19 protein-coding genes and 1 tRNA gene are annotated in these 21718 nt (G+C 64.2%); 11 read left to right on the top strand and 9 right to left on the bottom strand.

Annotated elements, in window-relative coordinates:
- The first annotated feature begins 5 nt into the window (after positions 1–5).
- Positions 6–767 carry a sulfite exporter TauE/SafE family protein gene (locus CU_RS05810; protein ID WP_012360399.1) on the top strand — a complete coding sequence of 254 codons (762 nt, stop codon included), beginning with the start codon at positions 6–8 and terminating at the stop codon, positions 765–767.
- Here CU_RS05810 and CU_RS05805 read toward each other — a convergent pair.
- Genes CU_RS05805 through CU_RS05795 form a run of 3 tightly spaced genes read right to left on the bottom strand, consistent with a single transcriptional unit; the run spans position 764 to position 3306 of the window.
- On the bottom strand, positions 764–1039 hold the full coding sequence (locus tag CU_RS05805; RefSeq protein WP_015381673.1) for a hypothetical protein: 276 nt from the start codon (positions 1037–1039) through the stop codon (positions 764–766). The genes CU_RS05810 and CU_RS05805 overlap by 4 nt on opposite strands.
- Complete coding sequence (gene feoB, locus CU_RS05800) at positions 1036–2970, bottom strand: ferrous iron transport protein B (protein ID WP_012360398.1); 1935 nt, start codon at positions 2968–2970, stop codon at positions 1036–1038. Before feoB ends, CU_RS05805 begins: the two co-directional genes overlap by 4 nt.
- Before the next feature lie 15 nt (positions 2971–2985).
- A complete protein-coding gene (locus CU_RS05795) occupies positions 2986–3306 on the bottom strand; it encodes a ferrous iron transport protein A (RefSeq protein ID WP_012360397.1) in 321 nt (106 codons plus the stop codon).
- 230 nt (positions 3307–3536) lie between these two features.
- Between CU_RS05795 and CU_RS05790 the strand changes: the two genes are divergently transcribed.
- From CU_RS05790 to CU_RS05770, 5 genes are all read left to right on the top strand, one after another.
- Entirely contained in the window at positions 3537–4535 is a 999-nt protein-coding gene (locus CU_RS05790; protein WP_012360396.1) for an NADP-dependent oxidoreductase, read from the top strand.
- A 224-nt stretch (positions 4536–4759) separates the two neighbouring features.
- Positions 4760–5890 (top strand): metal ABC transporter substrate-binding protein, encoded by a 1131-nt coding sequence (locus CU_RS05785; protein ID WP_012360395.1) that lies wholly within the window; start codon positions 4760–4762, stop codon positions 5888–5890.
- Complete coding sequence (locus CU_RS05780; protein ID WP_012360394.1) at positions 5890–6570, top strand: metal ABC transporter ATP-binding protein; 681 nt, start codon at positions 5890–5892, stop codon at positions 6568–6570. The genes CU_RS05785 and CU_RS05780 overlap by 1 nt, the downstream gene beginning before the upstream one ends.
- Positions 6560–7396, top strand: coding sequence for a metal ABC transporter permease (locus tag CU_RS05775; protein WP_012360393.1), 837 nt, complete (start codon positions 6560–6562; stop codon positions 7394–7396). The genes CU_RS05780 and CU_RS05775 overlap by 11 nt, the downstream gene beginning before the upstream one ends.
- Positions 7389–8186, top strand: coding sequence for a metal ABC transporter permease (locus CU_RS05770; RefSeq protein WP_012360392.1), 798 nt, complete (start codon positions 7389–7391; stop codon positions 8184–8186). Before CU_RS05775 ends, CU_RS05770 begins: the two co-directional genes overlap by 8 nt.
- Positions 8187–8275: 89 nt before the next feature.
- Here CU_RS05770 and CU_RS05765 read toward each other — a convergent pair.
- Positions 8276–8349, bottom strand: a tRNA-Leu gene (locus CU_RS05765).
- A gap of 69 nt (positions 8350–8418) precedes the next feature.
- Here CU_RS05765 and polA point away from each other — a divergent pair.
- On the top strand, positions 8419–11058 hold the full coding sequence (gene polA / locus CU_RS05760; RefSeq protein ID WP_012360391.1) for a DNA polymerase I: 2640 nt from the start codon (positions 8419–8421) through the stop codon (positions 11056–11058).
- A gap of 159 nt (positions 11059–11217) precedes the next feature.
- Here the strand turns inward: polA and CU_RS05755 are convergent, their stop codons facing one another.
- Positions 11218–12249: a DUF368 domain-containing protein gene (locus CU_RS05755; protein ID WP_012360390.1), complete on the bottom strand. Its 1032-nt coding sequence runs from the start codon at positions 12247–12249 to the stop codon at positions 11218–11220.
- 109 nt (positions 12250–12358) lie between these two features.
- Here CU_RS05755 and CU_RS05750 point away from each other — a divergent pair, with 109 nt between their 5' ends.
- The 3 genes from CU_RS05750 to CU_RS05740 all read left to right on the top strand — a co-directional run bounded on the left by CU_RS05750 (position 12359) and on the right by CU_RS05740 (position 16012).
- The gene (locus CU_RS05750) at positions 12359–13495 is read left to right on the top strand and encodes an isocitrate/isopropylmalate family dehydrogenase (protein WP_012360389.1); all 1137 of its coding nucleotides are present in this window, start codon (positions 12359–12361) and stop codon (positions 13493–13495) included.
- An 81-nt stretch (positions 13496–13576) separates the two neighbouring features.
- Positions 13577–15037 (top strand): 30S ribosomal protein S1, encoded by a 1461-nt coding sequence (gene rpsA, locus CU_RS05745; RefSeq protein WP_012360388.1) that lies wholly within the window; start codon positions 13577–13579, stop codon positions 15035–15037.
- Between the two features lie 120 nt (positions 15038–15157).
- A complete protein-coding gene (locus CU_RS05740; RefSeq protein WP_012360387.1) occupies positions 15158–16012 on the top strand; it encodes an EamA family transporter in 855 nt (284 codons plus the stop codon).
- Here the strand turns inward: CU_RS05740 and CU_RS05735 are convergent.
- The 3 genes from CU_RS05735 to CU_RS05725 form a co-directional block, all read right to left on the bottom strand.
- Complete coding sequence (locus CU_RS05735; protein ID WP_012360386.1) at positions 15977–16558, bottom strand: DUF421 domain-containing protein; 582 nt, start codon at positions 16556–16558, stop codon at positions 15977–15979. The two genes, CU_RS05740 and CU_RS05735, sit on opposite strands and share 36 nt — an antisense overlap.
- A gap of 84 nt (positions 16559–16642) precedes the next feature.
- A complete protein-coding gene (locus tag CU_RS05730; protein WP_012360385.1) occupies positions 16643–17554 on the bottom strand; it encodes a MaoC family dehydratase in 912 nt (303 codons plus the stop codon).
- 50 nt (positions 17555–17604) lie between these two features.
- The gene (locus tag CU_RS05725; protein ID WP_012360384.1) at positions 17605–18963 is read right to left on the bottom strand and encodes a 3-oxoacyl-ACP reductase; all 1359 of its coding nucleotides are present in this window, start codon (positions 18961–18963) and stop codon (positions 17605–17607) included.
- A gap of 289 nt (positions 18964–19252) precedes the next feature.
- Between CU_RS05725 and CU_RS05720 the strand changes: the two genes are divergently transcribed.
- On the top strand, positions 19253–20569 hold the full coding sequence (locus tag CU_RS05720) for an acetyl-CoA C-acetyltransferase (RefSeq protein ID WP_012360383.1): 1317 nt from the start codon (positions 19253–19255) through the stop codon (positions 20567–20569).
- Between the two features lie 105 nt (positions 20570–20674).
- Here CU_RS05720 and CU_RS05715 read toward each other — a convergent pair whose 3' ends face one another.
- The gene (locus CU_RS05715) at positions 20675–21718 is read right to left on the bottom strand and encodes a DUF4185 domain-containing protein (protein ID WP_231837615.1); all 1044 of its coding nucleotides are present in this window, start codon (positions 21716–21718) and stop codon (positions 20675–20677) included.

Raw genomic sequence — 21718 nt, 5'->3', positions numbered from 1 at the left:
TACACATGGAACTGACCATCGTGGCTTTCGTGTGCATCCTCGCGGCGATCTTCGTCGGCGCGATGATGCAGCGGATCTCCGGGATGGGGCTGGGGCTACTCGGCGCGCCCGTTGTGGCGTTGGTCGCAGGCCCCGTGGCGGGAGTGCTCGTCATCAACGTGGTCGCAACCGTCAACGCCGTCATGCAATCCGCCTCCGTGTGGGAGAACATCGACTGGCGGAAATTCTGGCTCATTGGACCCGTGATGGCGCTCGGGGCATTGCCTGGCACTTGGGTGGTGCACAACACGCCACTGGGGCCGCTCCAGATGATCGTCGGTGCCCTGGTGCTCCTCGCCCTACTGGTGACCTCGCGGCTACCGGAGCGCGCGAGGGTTGATGGGCCCCACTACGCCGTCGCGGCTGGGGTGGCCGGCGGTTTCATGAACACCTTGGCGGGTATCGCCGGGCCTGCGATCACGGTCTACGCCCAGGTCTCACGGTGGCCGACTCGCACCTTCGCCGCCACGCTGCAGCCGCTGTTCTTCGTTTCCGGGGCTCTCTCGCTGCTGTTTAAGGAACTGGGTGCTGAGCAGTCGATCTTCGCCACAGCACCCATCGTGCTCTGGCCGCTGTGCCTCGTGGCCCTGGTGGTCGGCATCGCTACGGGCTCGAAACTTTCCCGCTACATTTCGCTCGAATGCGCCCACAAGCTCTCGTTGATCATGGCGACACTGGGGGCAGGCGTTGTGATGCTTCGCGGAGCGATGCAGACCTTCGGCGGCTAGTCGTGCCGCGGGGGAGAGCTCAGCTTGAGCAACACTGGCCCGCGGCTCCCCGACGCCCCCGAACAGACCCTGGATTGCGGGCAGCGGTCGCAGCCGGTGCTCGGGCATCCCCCAATGGGCTCCCGCACTAGCTGCGCACTGCGTTCCATGTGCGTCATGATCACCTCAACGGTGCCCTGCCCCAGACCCGTTTCCAGCGCGATGTCCACCGGCCGGGTCACCCCGCGGGTGATAGCCTCTGCGACCTTGGCTTGTGGCGTCATCGGCGTCATAGGAACACCTTCAACACTTGGAAGGTTCCTACGGCCAGCAACCACGCGACCGCCAGCTGAAGCCCGAAACCGAGCAGCGTCCATTTCCAGCCGATCTCGCGGCGTTGGGCAGCGATCGTCGCCACGCACGGGGTATAGGCCAGGAGGAACACCATATAGGCCCAGACCGCAGCCAGCCCGTGCCCACCCGAGGCCTCATCGAAGTCCGCACGGATGTTGCGCGCCAGCGGAGAATCCGCCTGCGTCTCCGGATCAGCGTCGGTGACGTCCTCCACCGCGTAGGTCTGCGCCCACGTGGAGATCAGCGCCTCTTTGGCCACGAAGCCCGTTACCAGCGGGCCCGTCAGCGACCAGGAACCAAATCCGGCTGGGGCGAACGCGGGGGCCATGGCCTCGGAGACCAGCCCATATGCGGAATCCTGCGGGGTCGGCCCCTCCTCGGTGAATCGCTGGCCGCTTACTGGGATGGACATCAGCAGCCAAATGACAACCACCGTCGCGACGATGATGCCACCCGCGGTCTGCAGGAATCCCTTCAACCGGGTCCACATCACCGATAGAGAAAGGCGGAAGGTGGGCAGCTGATACGTCGGAAGGTCAATTACCAGCGCCTCCGAGGGCATTGACCGCCACAGCGTGTGCCGTAGTGCAAGACCGCACACAATGACCAACAAAATGGAAAGAACATACATTACGAACACGGCTGAGCCCGCGTGAGCCGGGAAGAAGACCTGAGCCAGCATCATGAAAACAACCAAGCGCGCAGAGCAGGACGTGAAGGGAATCAATAGACACGTCAAGATCCGGTGGCGCACATCCCCCAGCACACGAGTGGCGGAGATTGCCGGCACATTACAGCCATAACCCACCACGATCGGGATGAAGGCCTTGCCCGGCAGCCCGATCGCCCGCATCACTCGGTCAGTCACCACCGCGGCACGAGCCATATAGCCGGAGTCCTCCAGTACGGCCAGGCACAGAAACATCAGCGCCATCAGCGGGGCGAAGGTCAGCACCATGCCCACACCACCGATCAGCCCATCAACCAGCAGGCCGGTGACCAACCAGTGAGCCGCGCCGACGGCTTCCAATCCGGACCGGGCGGCATCGGAGACCGGGCCCATAATGAAGCCCTCCAGGCCGTCCTGCAGCGGTGCGGCCACCTTTGTGGTGATCATGAAGACTGCCCACATCACAACAAGGAACAGAACGGGGCCCAGCACAGGGTGCAAAGCCACCCGGTCGATCCGCTCACTGATGCTCGGCCCCACCTCCGCACGCTGAACCGCAGCTTTCTCCGCCGCATCCAGATCCGCGAAACGGCGCTCCAGGTCAGCATCCGGACGCACCACCGCGGGCTCAGTCGCTAGTGCTCGCGTGACGGCATCCCGCAGGCCGCCGAGATTCTCCCGCCGGCGCCCATTCACAGCAACCACCGGCATCCCCACCGCTTTAGCCAGTGACTCAAGGTCAATGTGAATGCCCTGGTCAGCGGCGACATCCTGTTTGGTCACCGCCAGCACCACACGGTATGGGTGCTCAGCAACCTGAAAAGCCAGGTTCAGCCCACGCGCCGGAGCAGTCGCGTCGATCAGGACGACGACCACGTCGGGGCGTTCATCGGCCGGGCAGTCCACCAACATCTCACGGGTGAAGGCCTCGTCCGGGCTCAGAGGGTCCAGGGAGTACGCGCCGGGCAAGTCGATCAGGTCGATGGGGGTGTCACCGATGTGCCAGAGGCCCCGGCTGATCTCCACGGAGGTGCCGGGCCAGTTTCCGGTCTGCACTTTCGCGCCGGTCAGCGCGTTGAAGAGGGTGGACTTACCGGAGTTGGGGGCGCCCACTAGCGTGATGACCGGCGAACCTGCAGCAGCTACCGCCATTGCTGGGGCGCCGTGGCAGCTCACCGGGGTGCTGTGATCCTTCGTCATTCTCTTTTCGATCCTTTATGCCGCAGTGATGACGACGTCCAGCTGGCGCAGGGTGTGATGATCCACTGCGTAGTGGGCATTGCCGATGGTGACCACGCGGGCACCACCAGCCACCGTGCCACCCACCCGGATTTTCGTGCCCGGGCGGAATCCCAGTTCGAGTAAGCGAGTAGCGAGCGCGGGTTGCTGAGCGATGACACGCTGTAGGCAGCACTCGGGCAGGAGCGCGCAGGTGTCGGCGGGTACCTGGTCGCCGCGTAGGCAGGAGCCAGATCCGCAAGGGCTGTCCTGGCATGCTGCTGCGCGGGGCTTTCTGGCGATGGGGAGGAGCTTCATGGGTAGGTGGTCTCAGTTCTGCTCGGGAAGCGTGGGGGCTGTTCGTCGCTGATCATCCATGAGATGGCCTAGCGACTTAGTCAACCCTAAGTGATCTTTACTAAGGCTAACCTTAGCGCTCGTTTATGTGTGGGGGCAATACCGAAAGGAGATGGTTTTAGAGGCAGCGGTGAAATCTCTCGGGCGAGTACCGTGGGCGTCACGAAAATCAACAGAGAGGACAACGTGCCATGGTTACCGCGAAACAATGGGTTCTCGCTTCCCGACCGACAGGAACCCCGACGATGGAGAACTTCCGCCTCGAGCAGGTCGAGCTCCCAGACCTAGCTGAGGGACAGATCCTCGTCGAGAACACCGTCAACACGGTCGATCCGTACATGCGCGGCCGGATGAACGACGTCAAGTCGTACATCCCGCCCTTCGATCTCAACAAGCCGATGACCGGCGGGGCAGTGGGTGTGGTTCGCGAATCCCGGTCGGAGAAATTCCAGGTCGGCGATACCGTTTCCCATCCGCTGGGCTGGCAGGATATCGCCATCGTCGATGAGGGGCAGGCTAAGCCAGTCGATCTGAATGTCGCCCCAGCGGCGGCCTATCTCGGCATCCTTGGCCTCACCGGACTGACCGCCTACGTGGGGCTGACCCGCATCGCGGAGATCAAGGAAGGGGACGTGGTTTTCGTCTCCGGTGCGGCCGGTGCCGTGGGGTCTGCGGTGGGGCAGTTCGCCCGCCACCTGGGCGCTTCCCGCGTGATCGGATCGGCAGGCAGCGAGGAAAAGGTTGCCCGACTCAAGGAGCTCGGCTTCGACGCGGCCATCAACTACCGGGAGGGCGACCTCGCGGGGCAGCTGCGCCAGGCCGCGCCCGAGGGGATCGACGTCTACTTCGATAACGTCGGCGGCGATCACCTGGAGGCAGCCATTGCTCGCATGAATACCTTCGGCCGTGTTGCGATGTGTGGTGCGATTGCCCAATACAACGACACACAGCCGCCGACCGCGCCGCGAAACCTTGCGTTGGCGATCGGCAAGTGTCTCACCCTGCGTGGCTTTGTGCTGGGGCAGTACCTCGACGTAGCAGGGGAGTTCCGGGAGCGGATGGCGCCACTGATCGCCAGCGGAGAGGTTCGGTACGACGTCACGACCCGTCATGGCATTGAGGCTATGCCTGGGGCTTTCCTGGAGCTGTTCACCGGCGGCAATACCGGGAAGATGGTCGTGCAAATGTAGCGGTAGGAGGGGCGAAGCTGCGATACCCCCTGCGAGGGCGGAGTCTGTCGCTTGGGGTTCGGAACGGTGGAGTGGGCGCAGCAGCGGAGATAGTATTAATGGAAAACAGTGCCATTATACTGGGGGTTTGACTAACTCTTTGCGATCGACTTAGGGTTGCCTTACTTAATTGTGGCTGCCTGATGACAGGGAGCCGAAACCTCGTCGAGAAGGAACTCATACCCATGTCCCCAGCTTCACCATCCTCCGCCGAACGCCCAGCCGCGCGCCCCCGCCGCCCATTCGCTCGTGCGCTGACCGCAGCCATCGGGCTCACGATTGCTGGCGCCAGCCTGGTGGCCTGCAGCAGCGAGGGCGAGCCGTCCGGCAGCGATGACCAGATCAAGGTCGTCGCGTCTACCACCCAGATTTGCGATTACGTCAAGCAGATGGACCTCTCCGAGGTTGATCTCACCTGCCTGCTGGCGCCCAATGCGAGCGCTCACGAGCTTGAGATGACCCATGAGCAGCTCAAGGCGACCTCGGAAGCGGAACTCCTGCTCGTCAACGGCGTTGACTTGGAGCACTTCCTCTCCAACGCGATCGAATCCTCCGGCTTCAAGGGCAACATGCTGGTCACCACCGGCGTGCTCACCGCTTCCGACGTGAAGGAAAAGCCGAAGCAGATCGAGGACGCTGCCAACGGTGACTACAAGATCGACCGCGGGATCGAGCAGGTGGACGTCGCGCCCTGGCCGTTCCCACCGGAGGAACCAGGCGAGGAGGCGGAGTTCACCTACGACCCGCACGTCTGGACCTCCCCGAAGAACGCGAAGGTCCAGGTGGCGAACATCGGCTACGCGCTGGAGAAGATTGCCGATGAGCGCGGCGACGAAGCGATGAAGAAGGCGATCTCCGAGGGTGTGAAGAGCTACCAGGATAAGCTCGACGACCTGGACGAGTGGACACGCGAGTCCTTCGCGACGGTGAAGGACCCGGTCCTGTTCACCAGCCACGATGCATTTGGCTACCTCTCCAAGGAGTACGGCATCGACTTCATCGGCGCCGCGCTCTCCGACTTCAGCGACCAGCAGGACGCCACCGCCGACCACATTCGCAAGGCAGCTGAGACCGTGCGGAAGTCCGGAGCTACCGCCCTGTTCGCGGAGAATTCCAATAACTCGAAGTCCATCGAAGCCATCGCCAAGGCAGCCGGCGTGAAGGCGGTCGTCGGCGACGATGCCCTCTACGGTGACTCCCTGGGCCCCGCGGGCTCCGCTGGCGAGACCTACATTTCCTCGATCATTCACAACGTCACCACCCTCGTGGAGGCCTGGGATGGCAAGCTCGCCGACCTGCCTGAGAGCCTGAAGTAATGTCCACTGCATCTTCCGAACAGCCCATCGTTGAGCTTTCGGACGCCGCGTTCAGTTACGGTGGCCCGCCCGTCGTCCAGCACCTCGACGCCCGGCTCCACGCTGGCCAGGGTCTCGCGCTGATCGGTGCGAACGGCTCCGGGAAGACCACCGTGCTGCGCGGCATTCTGGGGGCGGTGCGCCTTGCCGATGGGAAGTTGGACGTCAACGCCACCCGCCTGTCCTACGTGCCCCAGGTCGCCGACCTGGACCGTAGCTTCCCCGTCACTGCCTTCGACGTCGTCGCGATGGGCGTCCTCCGGGAACTTCGCCCCTTCCAGCCGCTGGGAGGGAAGAAGAAGCGCGTCTACCAGGCCCTGGAAAAAGTCGGACTCGCGGAACGTGCGCACGTGCGCTTTGGCAGCCTCTCCGGTGGGCAACAGCAACGGGTTCTGCTTGCCCGCGCCGTCGTTGCGCGCACCGAACTCATTCTGCTCGATGAACCATTCAACGGACTGGACTCCCAGAACCGTGAGATGCTGCTGGACCTGCTAGAAGAGCTGAAAGAAGAAGGCACCGCGATCATCGCCTCTACCCACGATCTCGTCCTGGCAGAACGGGCCTGTGACTACACGCTCATTGTCGCTGAGCAGTCGGTCTTCGGGCCGAGTGCCGAGGTGGTGCCGCTGTATGTGGGTTGATCTAGCACTCGCGCTGGGGATATCGCCCTTCATGTTTCGCCCGCTGGTGCTGCTGCTCGCATTAGGACTGGTCTCCGGCCTGGTGGGGGTGATCGTGAATTTGCGCAGCCTCGAGTTCAACGCTGAGGCGATGGTGCATTCGATCTTCCCCGGCATCGTCGCCGGAGCAGTGTTCGGCGGGATCGACATGATCATTCCGGCCGCCTCGGCGCTGGCCCTGGTGGTGGCTGTCATCCTGGCGGTGGTGTCCCGCTCGCGGCTATCCGAACCAGGGGTGGCCGTGGTGCTCACCAGCTTCTTCTCCCTAGGGGTGGTGCTTTCCCTGAAGAAGGGTGACCAATCGGGGCAGTTGGAGGCGCTGATGTTCGGCCGGCTCCTCGAGGTCACGGATTCCCGACTCAACAGCGCGCTGATGGTGTGCGCCGTAGCGCTCGTGGTGATCGCGGTGACGTGGCGTCGGCAAGTCTTTGTTGCCTTCGACCGCGTCGCGGCGGCCGCCAGCGGAATCAACTTGTGGGTCATTGACATCGCGATCAACGTCGCCGTCGCAGCCATCGTCGTGTCTTCAGCCAGCGCCGTCGGAGTACTCCTGGTGGTTGGCTACCTCATCGTGCCCGGTGCAGCAGCCCGGTTAGTGGCGACGAGGGTGCGCACGATGGTTCCCATCTCGGTGCTCATCGGATGCCTGAGTGGGGTGGTGGGCCTCGCCTTCGTCCCACTGGGGCCGGTGTCCCCGCAGGCAGTAGTCGCGCTCACCGCCGTCGGCTTCTACTTCTTGGCCCTTGGGGTGCGGTGGCTGAAGGCAGGGGTGGGCCACGATGCTTGATATTCTTCTGCTCCCCATCATCGAGGTCATCGCCGTCGGAATGCTCGCCGGGCTGGTGGGTGTGTTCGCTGTGCTCAATAAGCAGGTCTTCTTCGCCGAAGCCATCACCCACGCCACCTTCCCCGGGGCAGTCCTCGGAGTGGTCGTGGCTGCTGCCCTCGGTCTGAACTTCGCGGGGATCTCGGCGTTGCTTTTCCTCGGCGCATTACTCATGTGCATCCCCATCGGAGCCCTGTTCGGACTCTCGAAATTTGGAACGCCCTCTGCCGCTGCAGGCATCGTGCTGACGTCAGGATTCGCGCTGGGGTATTTCCTCAACAAGTTTTTCGCTCCACTGCCCGTGAAGGTGGAGAGCTTCCTCGTTGGTAGCGTGCTCAACGTTGATTGGGTGGACATCGGAATTTCCCTCGGGCTGCTCGCAGTCACTCTGTTCATCCTGTGGGGTGGCTGGCGGAAGCTGGTGTTCTTCGCCTTCGACCCTGAAGCATTCGGGGTGTCCCACAATCGAAGGTTTGCGCAAGGGATCATCAGTGCGCTTATTGTGGCCACCCTGGTGGCGCTCATTCCTGCTGTCGGGACGATTCTTTCGATCGCTCTGCTCGTGGCACCCGCCGCTGGCTTGGTGGGAGTGTGCTCCACTACTCGCACCCTCCTCATCGCCGCGCCACTGGTTGGGGTTGCGATGGGACTCGTCGGCCTAGGTGTTGGCGTCTGGGCGGACCTTTCGGTCGGCGGCTGCATCGGGGTCAGTGCAGGTGTCGGATATCTGATGTTGAAGATGCTCCGCTAACCACCCTGGCCTTGCCCGGCGGAAGTGGCGGAAAAAGAAGAACCCCGCTGTGACCTGGCGCTCATGCTGGTCGCAGCGGGGTTAAAACGTGCCCCCGGTGAGACTCGAACTCACACTGGACGGGTTTTGAATCCGTTGCCTCTGCCAATTGGGCTACGGGGGCGCAATAGGTCAAAGCATACGGCAGCGCCCAGGTGGGCACAAAACAGCGGGCGGGGTGCGGTTCAGTAGGATGGCGGGCATGACAACCGGTGGTAAATCTGAAGAAACCCTGCTCCTCCTCGACGGGCATTCCCTTGCCTTCCGGGCGTTCTACGCCCTCCCGGCGGCGAACTTCTCGACGACCGGCGGGCAGCACACCAACGCCGTCTACGGATTCCTGGGGATGTTCCTGGGGCTGGTGGAACAGGAAAAGCCCACCCATATCGCCGCCGCCTTCGACCTTTCGGGCCCGACCTTCCGCGAAGCGGAGTTCCCCGAGTACAAGGCGCAGCGCCCATCCACCCCGCCGGAGTTCAAGGGCCAGATCGAGCTGATCCGCGAGACGCTGAAGACCCTCGGCATCACCACCTTGGATAAGGAAAGCTACGAGGCGGACGACATCATCGCCTCGCTAGCCACCCAGGGCCATGACGCGGGCATGAACACCCTCATCTGCACCGGTGACCGCGACTCCCTGCAGCTCGTCGAGGACGACGTCACCGTCCTCTACACCCTGCGCGGGGTCTCCGAGCTCCACCGCTTCACCCCGGAGGCCGTGGAAGAGAAGTATGGCGTGACCCCGAAGCAGTACCCGGATCTCGCGGCACTCCGCGGCGATACCTCGGACAACATGCCGGGCGTGCCGGGTGTGGGTCCGAAGACCGCCCAGAAGTGGATCCAGAAGTACGGTTCCCTGGACGGCGTCATCGACAACATGGACGACATACGCGGCAAGGTGGGCGAAAACCTGCGCGCCTATGTCGCCGATGTCCAGCTGGCCCGGAAGATCACCGAAATGGTCCGGGACCTGGACATGGTGGACAGCTTGGACACGCTGAAGCCGGCGGATATCGACCCGAACGACGCGCTGGCGATCTTCGAGAAGCTGCAGTTCGGTACTACGCTGCGCAACCGCACCTTCCGCACCCTCGGGGTGGAATTCGAGGACACCGCGAGCATCCCCATCACCGAGGAAGATCTGACCCCCGGCAAACTCGCCAACTGGCTGAAGAAGAACGCCGCCTACCAGGAGGGCCGTGACGCGGTCGCCGAGGCTCTCGCCGTGGACATTGACGGTGAGACACTCGGCCTGCTCAGCGCCGAAAATAAAGGCCTAAAGCTTGACCTTGCCGCCCTGGATGCGAAGGACGAGCAGGTTCTGCGCACCTGGCTTGCCGACCGTGGCGCGCCGAAGTGGTTCCACGATTCCAAGCAGAGCTTCCACGCACTGCGGCAGCAAGGCTTCGCCCTCGACGGGGTGGAACATGACACCTCCGTGGCCGCCTACCTCGTCCGCCCGGACCTGCGCAGCTGGTCGCTGGGAGACGTGCTGCAGCGCCACGCGGGCCGCGACCTGCCCGAAAACTCGGGCAGCCTGGAGCGCGCCCAGGCGGTCCGCGAGCTCGTCGGGATCATGAACCAGGAGCTCACGGACGCCGGCCAGGCCGAGCTCTACTTCTCCATGGAGGTGCCCCTGACCCACATCCTGGCGGAGATGGAAGCCCGGGGCATCGCGGTGGATAAGGCCGCCCTCGAGGAGCTCGCCGCCGATTACGAAGCCCAGATCGCCGACGAGGTCACCGCCGCACGCGAGCTCGCCGAGGACGATCAGCTCAACCTCTCCAGCCCCAAGCAGCTGCAGAAGGTACTTTTCGAGGACTTCGGCCTGCCGAAGACCAAGAAGACGAAGACCGGCTACTCAACTGCTGCCGCGGAGCTGGAGAAGCTGCAGCAGCAGACCGAACACCCCTTCCTCAACCACCTCATGGCGCACCGTGAGTACCAGAAGATGAAGAGCACCATTGACGGCCTCATCAACGCCATCGACGGCGACGGCCGCATCCGCACTACCTTCAACCAGAAGGGAGCGGCGACCGGCCGACTGTCGTCCTCGGAACCGAACCTGCAGAACATCCCCGTGCGCACGGAAGCGGGCCGCAAGATCCGTTCCGCGTTCCGCGTCGGAGAGGGCTACGAGACGCTGCTGACCGCCGACTACTCGCAGATCGAGATGCGCGTCATGGCGCACCTTTCCGAGGACGCAGGTCTGATCGAGGCCTACCGGGCGGGGGAGGACCTGCACAACTACGTCGGCTCCCGAGTGTTCGACGTCCCCGTGGACGAGGTCACCCCGGAGCTACGCCGTCGCGTCAAGGCCCTCAGCTATGGCCTGGTCTACGGGCTCTCCGCGTTTGGACTCAGCCAGCAGCTGGGCATCAGCCCGGGCGAGGCCAAGGGGATCATGGAAAACTACTTCGACCGTTTCGGCGGCGTGAAGCGCTACCTGGATAAGGTCGTCGAGGCGGCGAAGGAAACCGGTTACACAGAGACGCTCTACGGTCGCCGCCGCTACCTGCCGGAGCTGGCCAGCTCGAACCGGGTGGCTCGGGAGAATGCCGAGCGTGCCGCCCTCAATGCGCCGATTCAGGGTACGGCTGCGGACATCATCAAGCTCGCGATGCTGCGGGTGGATCGCGCGCTGCGCAATGCGAATCTGAAGTCCCGGGTGCTGCTGCAGGTCCATGATGAGCTCGTGCTGGAGATCGCGCCCGGTGAGCTCGAGCAGATCCAGCAGCTGTTGGAGGAGAACATGGATTCGGCAGCCAGCCTGCGGGTCCCCCTGGATGTCTCCGCAGGCCACGGCGAGAACTGGGATCTCGCCGGGCACTAGCCTTCGCCCCAGCGTTGTAGCATCGCCGCCACAGCGCCGCCGCGACGTGCTTGTGGCGCCACCCCGTGCGTGTGGCGCTACCCCCACAGCAATGCGAAACCCCACGGTGATCAGTTCAATCATTCACCGTGGGGTTTCTCGCCTTGTTACAGACGCCTTCTAGGACGTTGCGGTGGCTTCGGTTTTGTCGCCCCCGAAGCGCCGTTCCGCGATAACCATCGCAGCTACGATCGCTGCCCCCAGCACGAACAGAACAATGGCACCACCGACATTCTCGCCCGGGGCGAGCAGACCAGCGGCGTCGTCCTGCCATGGCCACAGCGCGCGCAGGCTTCCCAACAGCAGACCGGCCATCGCAGCCAGCGTGACGGTGCGGTGCTCGTTGAGCATCTTCTCCAGCAGGCGGACGAAGAGCACGATGCCCGTCAGCGCGCCGAGGGCGAACACACCCAAGTAGGTGAAGTTACGCTCGTCCACCGCGCCGAGCGTGGCCTCGTAAAGGCCGACGGCCAGCAGGAAGAAGGAGCCTGACACGCCGGGCAGCACCAGCGCACAGATCGCGACCGCTGCAGCGAGGAACACGATGATCAGGTGTGGTTCACGCTGCGTGCTGCTGGTGAACCCGGTGGCCCAGAACGTCAGCACCGCGAAGATGCCCATCACCGGCAGCACCTTCGCCCAGCTCGCCGAAGAGCTCTTCCAGTCGATCATCAGCAGCGGAACGGCGATAGAGACCATCACCATGCCGAGGAATAGGGCACGCGCTGCGACTGGCTGGTTGGTGACGAAGTCCTTCATAGGCCCCGCCATGAGGACCACGATCAGTCCCATGCCGATGAGCATCGGGATCAGCAGCCACCAGTCCACGTCGCGGAAACGCTGGCCGGCCTTCGCCCGACCCTTCGGCAGGGTCTTCACCCCGTCGAGGAAGACGTTGGCGTTATAGATCACGCGCTCGTACACGCCGGTCACCAGCGCGATCGTGCCGCCGGACACACCTGGCACGAGCTCGGCCAGGCCAATCAGGCCGCCGCGAATCGCGTTGAGGATGATCGTGAGAGCGGAGGGCTTGGTCTTGTCAAAGCTCACGCCGCTGGAGCTGTCGGCCGTGTCGGCCGGGGCTTGCTCCGATGCTGCGGAGTGCGAAGAGTAATCAGTCACCCGAGGTACTTTACGGCCGAATCCTTGCAAAAGACACCAGGCACGCTGGGTTTATTTCAGGACGTCGGGTTCGGGCAGCACGCAAAAATAATGTGAACACCCTGTGCTCGGCCGGTCTGCGAGCCCTAGGGTGGAGTGCATGGCAAATACAGAAACTTGTCGTCTCGGAGTATGGCAGGGCGAGGGCATCGGCCCGGAGATCGTCGCCCCGACGGTGCAGGCGGTGGAACTTGCGCTACAGGCCAGTGGGGAAGCGACACCGGAGTTTGTGCCACTGCTGCTGGGCCGCGAGGCGATCAACGCCACCGGAAGAATCGTGCCGGAAGAGACCTGGGAGACGATCACTGGCTTGGATGGCTGGATCTTGGGTCCTCACGACAATGTGTCTTATCCGCCGAGCGTGGCGGGCCAGCTCAACCCTTCTGCTCATCTGCGCAAACAGGCGGATCTGTGGGCGAATATTCGCCCGGTGCGTGGCGTGCCAGGGGCGGTGCACCCGGACCTGGACGTGGTGATCGTCCGGGAGAACACCGAGGGCATGTACGCCGACCGCAACATGCTGATGGGCAGCGGCGATATCACGGTCAACGGGGAAGTCTCCCTGGCGATCGGCGTTTTCACCCAGACCAAGATCCGCCGCATCGTCCGTCGCGCCGCCGCCATCGCCGCCGCCCGCGACGGGGTGCTCACGGTGGCGCACAAGTCCAACGTGCTGACCGAGACCTCGGGGCGCTACGTCGCCGAGGCGAAGGCCTGCGCGGAAGAGTTCGGGGTCGAGGTTCAGCCCGTTCATATCGACGCCCTGTGCGCCGAGCTGGTGACCCGACCGGAGCGCTATGCCACGATCGTGGCCGAGAACATGTTCGGCGATATCTTGAGCGACCTGGCCGGTGGGCTGGGTGGTTCGCTGGGGATTGCGGGCAGTATCAATGCCAGCGAGTCGCAGGTCATGGCACAGGCGGCGCACGGTTCCGCCCCGGATATCGCGGGGCAGGGCATTGCCAACCCGGCGGGCATCATGAACTCCGCCGCGCAGATGCTCGACTCGTTGGGTTATCCGCAAGCTGCGGAGCTTCTGGAAGGCGCGGTACGCGAGGCCGTGGTCAAGGCGCCGACCGCGGATCTGGTCCGAGAGGCTGCCGCAGCAGACCCCGAGACCGCAACGCCTGTGGCAGATGAGCCTGCTGTGGCGCGTGGGGTGGAAGGTGCGCCCCGCCCCGCCACGACCGAGGAATTTGCAAAACAGGTGTTTGTGCAGCTAAAGCCTCTCGTGTAACCTTCAGTACGTTACGCGTCGAAAGGCGCAGTTTGACCCTGTCCATTTCTATTTGATTTCCGTTTCGGAGAACACTTCCATATGCCAACCAACAACGTCCCTCAGGTAGCCATCAACGACATTGGCTCCGCTGAGGATTTCCTCGCCGCCGTCGATGAGACCATCAAGTACTTCAATGATGGCGATATCGTCGAGGGCACCATCGTCAAGGTCGATCACGACGAGGTCCTGCTGGACATCGGCTACAAGACCGAGGGCGTAATCCCGTCCCGTGAGCTGTCCATCAAGCACGACGTCGACCCGAATGAGGTTGTCGAGGTTGGCGACGAGATCGACGCTCTGGTCCTCACCAAGGAGGACAAGGAGGGGCGCCTGATCCTGTCCAAGAAGCGTGCCCAGTACGAGCGCGCTTGGGGCGCCATCGAGCAGCTCAAGGAGAACGACGAGCCGGTCACCGGTACCGTCATCGAGGTCGTCAAGGGCGGCCTGATCCTGGACATCGGTCTGCGCGGCTTCCTGCCGGCTTCCCTCGTCGAGATGCGCCGCGTCCGCGACCTGCAGCCGTACATCGGCCAGGAGATCGAGGCCAAGATCATCGAGCTGGACAAGCACCGCAACAACGTCGTGCTGTCCCGCCGTGCATACCTGGAGGAGACCCAGTCCGCGGTCCGCTCCGAGTTCCTGCACCAGCTGCAGAAGGGCCAGGTCCGCAAGGGCGTCGTGTCCTCCATCGTCAACTTCGGTGCATTCGTTGACCTCGGCGGCGTTGACGGCCTGGTCCACGTTTCCGAGCTGTCCTGGAAGCACATCGACCACCCGTCTGAGGTTGTCACCGTTGGCGACGAGGTCACCGTCGAGGTTCTGGACGTCGACCTGGACCGCGAGCGCGTCTCCCTGTCCCTGAAGGCAACCCAGGAAGACCCATGGCGCGTCTTCGCCCGCACCCACGCGATCGGCCAGATCGTTCCGGGCAAGGTCACCAAGCTGGTTCCGTTCGGCGCATTCGTTCGCGTCGAGGAGGGCATCGAGGGCCTGGTTCACATCTCCGAGCTGGCTGAGCGCCACGTCGAGGTTCCGGACCAGATCGTCAACGTTGGCGAAGAGGTCATGGTCAAGGTCATCGACATCGACCTCGAGCGTCGTCGTATCTCCCTGTCCCTGAAGCAGGCTGACGAGGACTTCACCGAGGAGTTCGACCCGTCCAAGTACGGCATGGCTGACTCCTACGACGAGCAGGGCAACTACATCTTCCCAGAGGGCTTCGACCCGGAGACCAACGAGTGGCTCGAGGGCTTCGACGAGCAGCGTGAGGCATGGGAGGCTCGCTACGCCGAGTCCGAGCGTCGCCACCGTCTGCACGCAGCTCAGATCGAGCGCCACCGCGCCGCAGCTGCTGAGGCTGCGGCTAACGGCGAGGGCGGCTACTCCTCCGAGTCCGGCGCTGAGACCAAGGCAGCCGAGGCTCCGGCCGAGGACGCTGGCACCCTGGCTTCCGACGAGCAGCTGGCTGCTCTGCGCGAGAAGCTGGCCGGCGGCGAGTAAATCGCACCAACCAGCTCTGGCGGAGTTGAAACAACGACGCTAGAGCGCTGAAAGCAGGGCCCGCACCATACGGTGCGGGCCCTTCTTCGTGTTTGAAGGCGGTTGGATAGGATCAACGGCATGTTCGGATCGCTTTCTCACCAGGGCTCTTCCCGCGTGCTGCCTCCGGCAATCATGGCGGTCTCCGGCCTCTCGCTCTACGTGGGCGCAGCGTTGGCCGTGGGGCTATTCGATCACTTCCCACCGGTGGTGGTGGCGTGGTTCCGCATTGCCACAGCAGGCCTGATCCTCTGGGCTTTCTTCCGGCCGCGGGCGAGCTCCTTCATCGGCCGCCCGGCGCTGATCGCCACCTTCTTTGGTGTGGCCGCGATGGCGATGAACATGACCTTCTACATGGCCATTCAGTCCATCCCGCTGGGTTCGGCCGTGGCGATCGAGTTCATTGGGCCGGTGATCGTTGCGGCCTGGGGGTCGAGGCTGCTGCGCGACTGGCTAGCTCTCGGATTCGCCATCGCTGGCGTGCTGGTGATCTCCGGGGCCCAGTGGTCAGCTGAGGCTAGCGGCATCCTCTGGGCGCTGGCCGCGGGTGGCTTCTGGGCAGGCTACATTCTGCTTGGTGCCAAGATTTCCTCCAACGCGGACACCTCGAAGGCATCGCTGGCGGTGGGCTTCACCTACGCCGGTGTCCTTGGTCTTCCCCTGGCCATCTGGCTGTGGCCAGAGAACCTCGCGATGGCCGCACCGACGATCATCGGGCTCGCCGCAGGCCTGGGGCTGCTCTCGGCTGCGATCCCTTATTCCCTGGACCAGGTGGTGCTGAGGCTCGCGGGGTCCTCGCTGTTCGCCCTCCTGCAGGCCGTGCTGCCGCTCGTTGCGACCCTGGTGGGCGCGGTGGCGCTGAAGCAGTGGATCAGCCTCACGGAGTTGGCCGGTATCGCCCTAGTGATTCTCGCGATCGTGCTGCGTAAACCCTGAGGGGAGCCCCGCAACCCCGCGCAGCATCTCCGGGTCGATCACGATGCCGACTTTGTAGACGGTCATTTCACCGGTGGGCTCCAGGATGATCAGCTGCACGTCGGCTGGGGCTGCAACTCCAGCGCGGCGCATGACCATCCGCAGGTCGTCGCGGGAGACGTGGGTGCGGCGCAGCTGCCGGTCCAGGTACTGGCCGTGCGCGAAGACGGCCTGGGGGTCCTCGTCGAAGACGCGGCTCACGGCGGTGGATTTGCGCGCTGCTCCGAAGATCGCCTCCAGCAGCATGAGTGTGAACAGTCCGATCGCCCCCGCGGCAAGGGTCGGCGGGTGCCCGATGACCACGCGGCCCGAGACCGCGCCGAACATGACCAGGACGACCGCGTCGAAGGCATTCATCTTCGTCATGATGCGGACGCCGAACAGTCGCACGAGGATCAGGAAAAAGAGGTAGATCGCCAGCGCCGAGAGGATGACGATGGGGATGCGGGCTGGGTCGATCGTGATTTGCTCGTAGAAGGCCTGCTGTACCTGCTCCATGATTCTCATGGTAGTTCGCGGCCAACAAAAGGCTTTCGGCCAGCCCGCGGAGAACGCGAACCGGCCGAAAGGGGGAGTGTTACAGCGAGTGGCTTAGAGTTGCTCGATCTTCGCCACTGCGTGGACCGTGTCCAGCTTGGATGCCTTGCGTAGCTGGACGTCCCAGTCGCCGTTGGCAGCCTTCTCGGTAAAGACCGCGACATTGGCCGGCAGGGTCACCGGCTTAGCAAACTGCACCGTGTAGCGCGCCGCGGACGGGATCTCTCCCTCCAGCGTGGCCAGTAGGCGAGCGGCGGACCACATGCCGTGCGCGATGACCGCCGGGAATCCGAAGGCCTTCGCACCCACGCCGGAGACGTGGATCGGGTTCTTATCGCCCGAAGCCTCCGCGTAGTCCTTGATCTGGGACGGGGTGACCCGCACGTTCGCGGTCGGACGCGGATCCGCCAGCTCGGTGATCGGCAGGATCACGCCGTCGGTCTTCTCGCCACCTGCCAGCGGGGAGGAGCTCGATAGCTTCGCACCCTTGGCCAGGAAGCCGGAGACCTGGCGCCACACAATCTCGCCGCCCGAGGTGATCTCGGTGACCAGGTCGATGAGCAGGCCCTTGTTGTGCTCGCGCAGGTTCTCGGCGTGGACCTTGATGTCCAGGACGTCGTCGACCGTCAGCGCCCGCTTCTGTTCGATGACGTTATTCAGGTGCACCGCACCCACAGCGCCGAACGGGAAGTCCGGAGCCGTGAGGACCTTCATCACGATGGGGAAGGAGAGCACGTACGGGTAGGTCAGCGGCAGCTCGTTGGTCAGTCGCAGGTCCGTCGCGCTGCAGTACGCCGCGAGGTGCGGAACGTCGATGTTCACGCCGCGGACCTCGAAGGCGGTCTTCGGGTTGTCCTTTGCGGAGCGCGTGGACCCGACGACCGGCAGAATGTCCTTGACTGCGTTCCGGTACTCGTCCATGAGAGCCGGAATCTTGGGCAGTTCCTTGTAGGAAACCTCAGCCACAGGAACCTCCTTTAAGAAGTTGAAAAGATGTCAGCGGGGCAGTGCTTTGTTTACGCGCCCAGCAGGGACTGGCCACAGACGCGGACCACGTTGCCGGTCACGGCGTTGGAAGCCGGTGCCGCGAAGTAGGCGATGGTCTCTGCAACGTCGATGGTCTGGCCACCCTGCTGCAGGGAGTTCATGCGACGGCCGGCCTCGCGGGTCGCGAACGGGATGGCGGCGGTCATCTGGGTCTCGATGAAGCCCGGTGCCACGGCGTTGACGGTGATGTTCTTGTCCGCCAGCTTCTCGCTGAAGGTGTTGACCAGCCCGATGACGGAGGCCTTCGTGGTGCCGTAGTTGGTCTGGCCACGGTTACCGGCGATGCCAGCGATGGAGGACACACCGATGACGCGACCGTTGTCGTTGAGGCCACCGTTGGCGATCAGGCCCTCGGTGATGCGGACCGGGGCGATGAGGTTCACGGCCATGACGGCGTTCCAGCGTGCGTCGTCCATGTTGGCGAGCAGCTTGTCGCGGGTGATACCTGCGTTGTGGACGATGATGTCGATGCCCTGGCCGAAGCGCGCCTCGGCGTGCTCCTTGAGCTTGTCGGCCGCGTCCGGGGCGGTGACGTCCAGCGGCAGGGAGGTGCCCTTGACGCGGTTGGCCGTCTCGGCCAGGCCGTCGCCGGCCTGCGGGACGTCCACGCAGATGACCTTCGCGCCGTCGCGAGCCAGGACCGCGGCGATCGTGGCTCCGATGCCGCGCGCAGCACCGGTGACGACGGCGACCTTGCCCTCAGAAGGCTGATCCCAGTTGGCCGGTGCGGTGGCTGCGGTGTCGTCGACGCGGATGACCTGGGCGTCAACGTAGGCGGACTTGCCGGAGAGCAGGAAGCGCAGGGTGGACTCCAGGCCGGTGAAGTCGCCGGAGAGCTTCGGGCTGACGTAGACCAGCTGGGCGGTCGCGCCGCGGCGCAGCTCCTTGGCCACGGAGCGGCTGAAGCCCTCGAGGCCGCGCTGGGCGATCGCCTCGTCGGTGGACTCGGCAAGCTCCGGGGTGGTGCCGAGCACGACGATGCGGCCGTTCGGGGCGAGCTTGCGCATCACCGGGTTGAAGAAGTCGAAGAGCTGGTGGAGCTCCTCCGGCTTGGTGATGCCGGTCGCGTCGAAAACGAAGGCGGCGTACTTGCTGTCACCGGAGTCGCGGGTCAGGTCGTAGTCCGCATCCAGCAGGGAGGTGACCGGGTCGATCAGGCGGCCCTGGCCACCGACGAGCACGAGGCCCGGCAGTGCTGGCTCGCCGGCCTTGTAGCGGCGCAGCTTCTCAGGCTTCGGCAGGCCGACCTTGTCAGCCAGGAAGTTGCCGAACGGGGACTCGATGAACTCGCCGTAACGGTCGGAGTGCTGGGAGGAAGTCTTAGACACTTATTCTCCTTCGGGTTGTCGCTTTCCGGTCTTCGCGTCACGTTAACTTGCTGCGCGCTGGGAGCGCCCCTTCAGATAAGGCGCGGGCTAGCGGGCACAGCGCGCTGACCGGAGAAGGTTTTTAAGAACGTGACCTCAACTCTACGGTGTTGGGGGTCACACTGAGGGTGAAATCTAGTGAAATTATTTTTATATTTTCGTTTTCTAACCCACGCCCCAGCACGTCTCTATAGTCGGTTGGGAGACGCACAACTTTGGTGCACATTCTAGAGACGGAGTGAAAACCATCATGACGAACGGTAACCAGAAGAAGGTCGCCATCCTCGGCGGCAACCGCATTCCTTTCGCCCGCTCCAACAAGGAGTACGCGGACGCATCCAACCAGGACATGCTCACCGCGGCCATCGAGGGCCTCGTCGCCCGCTACGGCCTCCAGGACGAAGAGCTCGGCCTGGTCACTGGCGGTGCGGTCCTGAAGCACTCCCGCGACTTCAACATGGTTCGCGAGGTCGTGCTGGGCTCCTCCCTGTCCAACACCACCCCGGCCATGGACATGCAGATGGCCTGTGGCACCGGCCTGGCCGCCATCGTCGCCGTCGGCGATGCCATCCGCGCGGGCCGAATCGAGTCCGGCATCGGCTCCGGCGTGGACACCACCTCCGACGCCCCGCTGGCGGTCGGCGACCAGCTGCGCAAGACTCTCATCAAGCTGACTCAGGCCAAGACCACCCAGCAGCGCCTGAAGCTGGTCGGCTCCATCCGCCCGGCCCAGCTGGCACCGGATCAGCCGAGCAACGGCGAGCCGCGCACCGGCCTGTCCATGGGTGACCACGCTGCGATCACCGCCCGTGAGATGAACATCACCCGCGAGGAGCAGGACGAGTTCGCCGCGACCTCCCACCAGAACCTCGCGAAGGCTTATGACGAGGGCTTCTTCGAGGACCTCATCACCCCGTACCTCGGCGTGCAGCGTGACACCAACCTGCGCCCGGACTCCACCCCGGAGAAGCTGGCCAAGCTCAAGCCGGTCTTCGGCAAGCGCGACGCCGCGCAGCACGGCACCACCGCCACCATGACCGCCGGTAACTCCACCCCGCTGACCGACGGGGCATCCGCCGTCCTGCTCTCCTCCGAGGAGTGGGCCAAGGAGCGCAACCTCCCGGTCCGTGCCTACCTGGTGGACTCCGAGGTCGCTTCCGTGGACTTCCTGCACGGCCACGACGGCAAGACCCCGGACGGCCTGCTGATGAGCCCGACCTACGCCGTCCCGCGCATGCTGGAGCGCAACGGCCTGACCCTCCAGGACTTCGACTTCTACGAGATCCACGAGGCCTTCGCCTCCCAGACCCTGGCCACCCTGAAGGCCTGGGAATCCGAGGAGTACTGCCGCGAGCGCCTGGGCCTGGACAAGCCGCTGGGTGCGATCGACCGCTCCAAGCTCAACGTCAAGGGCTCCTCGCTGGCCGCTGGCCACCCATTCGCCGCAACCGGTGGCCGCATCATCGCCACCACCGCGAAGCTGCTCGAGGAGAACGGCGGCGGCCGCGCACTGGTCTCCATCTGTGCAGCAGGTGGCCAGGGCATCGTCGCCATCGTCGAGCGCTAAACCAGCTGCGCCGATAGCGAAAGAGAAGGCGCCCCGCGGCGGAGGATTCTCCTCGCCCGCGGGGCGCCTTCGGCGTGCTCAGACCATGAGCGTTAATAGGTGCTTCTATTGGAACACGCGACCCAGGTCGGTCTTGTACACGACCGGGTTGTAGTCCTTCCACGTCGTGGCCACCCAGTAGAGGTTTTTATCGACCTGGTGGGGGAACATGAATGCGCCGTAGAGGTCACCGATCTGAGCGCGAGAGACCAGGGTCGTCGGCGTGCTCCACGGCCCCTCCGGAGAGGCAGCCTTCCTAATCACCACGCCCTGCGGCGCCTCGTAGAGTGCGAGCCAAGCATCCTGTTCCGGGTGGTACATCACCGAGAGCTCGGAGACCTTACCGTCGAGTACGGGTGCGGCATCCGACATGGCGGGGCTCCAGCCGCTGCCGGTGTAGAACTCGGCGTCGGAGTGGGCCGCAGCACCGGGGAAGAGGGCGAAGCTGTCCTTCGGGAAGCGGGCGAGCCGGGCCTGCCCCGAACGCCCGTTGGGGGTGCCGTAGACGTAGACGTAGGGGTCGTTACTCTCGGCTGGTGGGGCGGCGAAGGCCGTCATCTGGAAGTTCTCCGCGCCGCGAACGTGGGCGGGCAGCGCGGGCAACTTATCACTGGTGGAGGGGTTGGTGTTGGTTCGCTTGGAGCCCTCCATCACGGTCCAGGTCTTTCCGCCGTCGGTGGACTTGGCGGTGGCCGCGTAGTTGGTGGTCCAGTTTCCGGGCGTTCCCCACTTTTTCACGGACATGAAGTCCACATACTGCACGCCGTCGATCGCGATGCCGGAGGTCGGGATGACCGTCATCTCCACGCCGTCGATCTTCAGCGAACGCGGGAGGAACTCGTCCGAACGGTCCCCGTTGGCCGGTCGGGTGATGTGAATGCCGTTGGACGGGTCGCGGTCGTCCGATTCGAAGATCGCATTCGAATGCCAGCCGTCCCCGCGGGGGCCGCAGCTGAAGGAGTCCCCAAACACAGCGAGCGTGCGTCCGTCGCCGGCGTCCCACATGAAGCCCAGGTCCGTGCTGGCCAAGCCGAACTTGGAGAGCTGATCGGGGCCGTTGGGACCGGTGAGGATGTGCATGGCCGTGGTGTTACCGGTCAAGGAAGGCAT

Source organism: Corynebacterium urealyticum DSM 7109 (assembly GCF_000069945.1).
Lineage (GTDB): Bacteria > Actinomycetota > Actinomycetes > Mycobacteriales > Mycobacteriaceae > Corynebacterium > Corynebacterium urealyticum.
The sequence above is the reverse complement of the archived record's forward strand: the minus strand, read 5'-3'. Positions and strand labels throughout refer to the sequence as shown.

Excerpts from the sequence above, each read along its gene's own strand:
- CU_RS05795 (WP_012360397.1), bottom strand. The coding sequence starts at position 3,306 with ATGAAGCTCCTCCCCATCGCCAGAAAGCCCCGCGCAGCAGCATGCCAG.
- CU_RS05720 (WP_012360383.1), top strand. The coding sequence starts at position 19,253 with ATGACGAACGGTAACCAGAAGAAGGTCGCCATCCTCGGCGGCAACCGC.
- CU_RS05735 (WP_012360386.1), bottom strand. The coding sequence starts at position 16,558 with ATGAGAATCATGGAGCAGGTACAGCAGGCCTTCTACGAGCAAATCACG.
- rpsA (WP_012360388.1), top strand. The coding sequence starts at position 13,577 with ATGCCAACCAACAACGTCCCTCAGGTAGCCATCAACGACATTGGCTCC.
- CU_RS05740 (WP_012360387.1), top strand. The coding sequence starts at position 15,158 with ATGTTCGGATCGCTTTCTCACCAGGGCTCTTCCCGCGTGCTGCCTCCG.
- CU_RS05805 (WP_015381673.1), bottom strand. The coding sequence starts at position 1,039 with ATGACGCCGATGACGCCACAAGCCAAGGTCGCAGAGGCTATCACCCGC.
- CU_RS05780 (WP_012360394.1), top strand. The coding sequence starts at position 5,890 with ATGTCCACTGCATCTTCCGAACAGCCCATCGTTGAGCTTTCGGACGCC.
- CU_RS05775 (WP_012360393.1), top strand. The coding sequence starts at position 6,560 with ATGTGGGTTGATCTAGCACTCGCGCTGGGGATATCGCCCTTCATGTTT.
- CU_RS05715 (WP_231837615.1), bottom strand. The coding sequence starts at position 21,718 with ATGCCTTCCTTGACCGGTAACACCACGGCCATGCACATCCTCACCGGT.
- CU_RS05750 (WP_012360389.1), top strand. The coding sequence starts at position 12,359 with ATGGCAAATACAGAAACTTGTCGTCTCGGAGTATGGCAGGGCGAGGGC.
- CU_RS05770 (WP_012360392.1), top strand. The coding sequence starts at position 7,389 with ATGCTTGATATTCTTCTGCTCCCCATCATCGAGGTCATCGCCGTCGGA.
- CU_RS05785 (WP_012360395.1), top strand. The coding sequence starts at position 4,760 with ATGTCCCCAGCTTCACCATCCTCCGCCGAACGCCCAGCCGCGCGCCCC.
- polA (WP_012360391.1), top strand. The coding sequence starts at position 8,419 with ATGGCGGGCATGACAACCGGTGGTAAATCTGAAGAAACCCTGCTCCTC.
- CU_RS05790 (WP_012360396.1), top strand. The coding sequence starts at position 3,537 with ATGGTTACCGCGAAACAATGGGTTCTCGCTTCCCGACCGACAGGAACC.
- feoB (WP_012360398.1), bottom strand. The coding sequence starts at position 2,970 with ATGACGAAGGATCACAGCACCCCGGTGAGCTGCCACGGCGCCCCAGCA.
- CU_RS05810 (WP_012360399.1), top strand. The coding sequence starts at position 6 with ATGGAACTGACCATCGTGGCTTTCGTGTGCATCCTCGCGGCGATCTTC.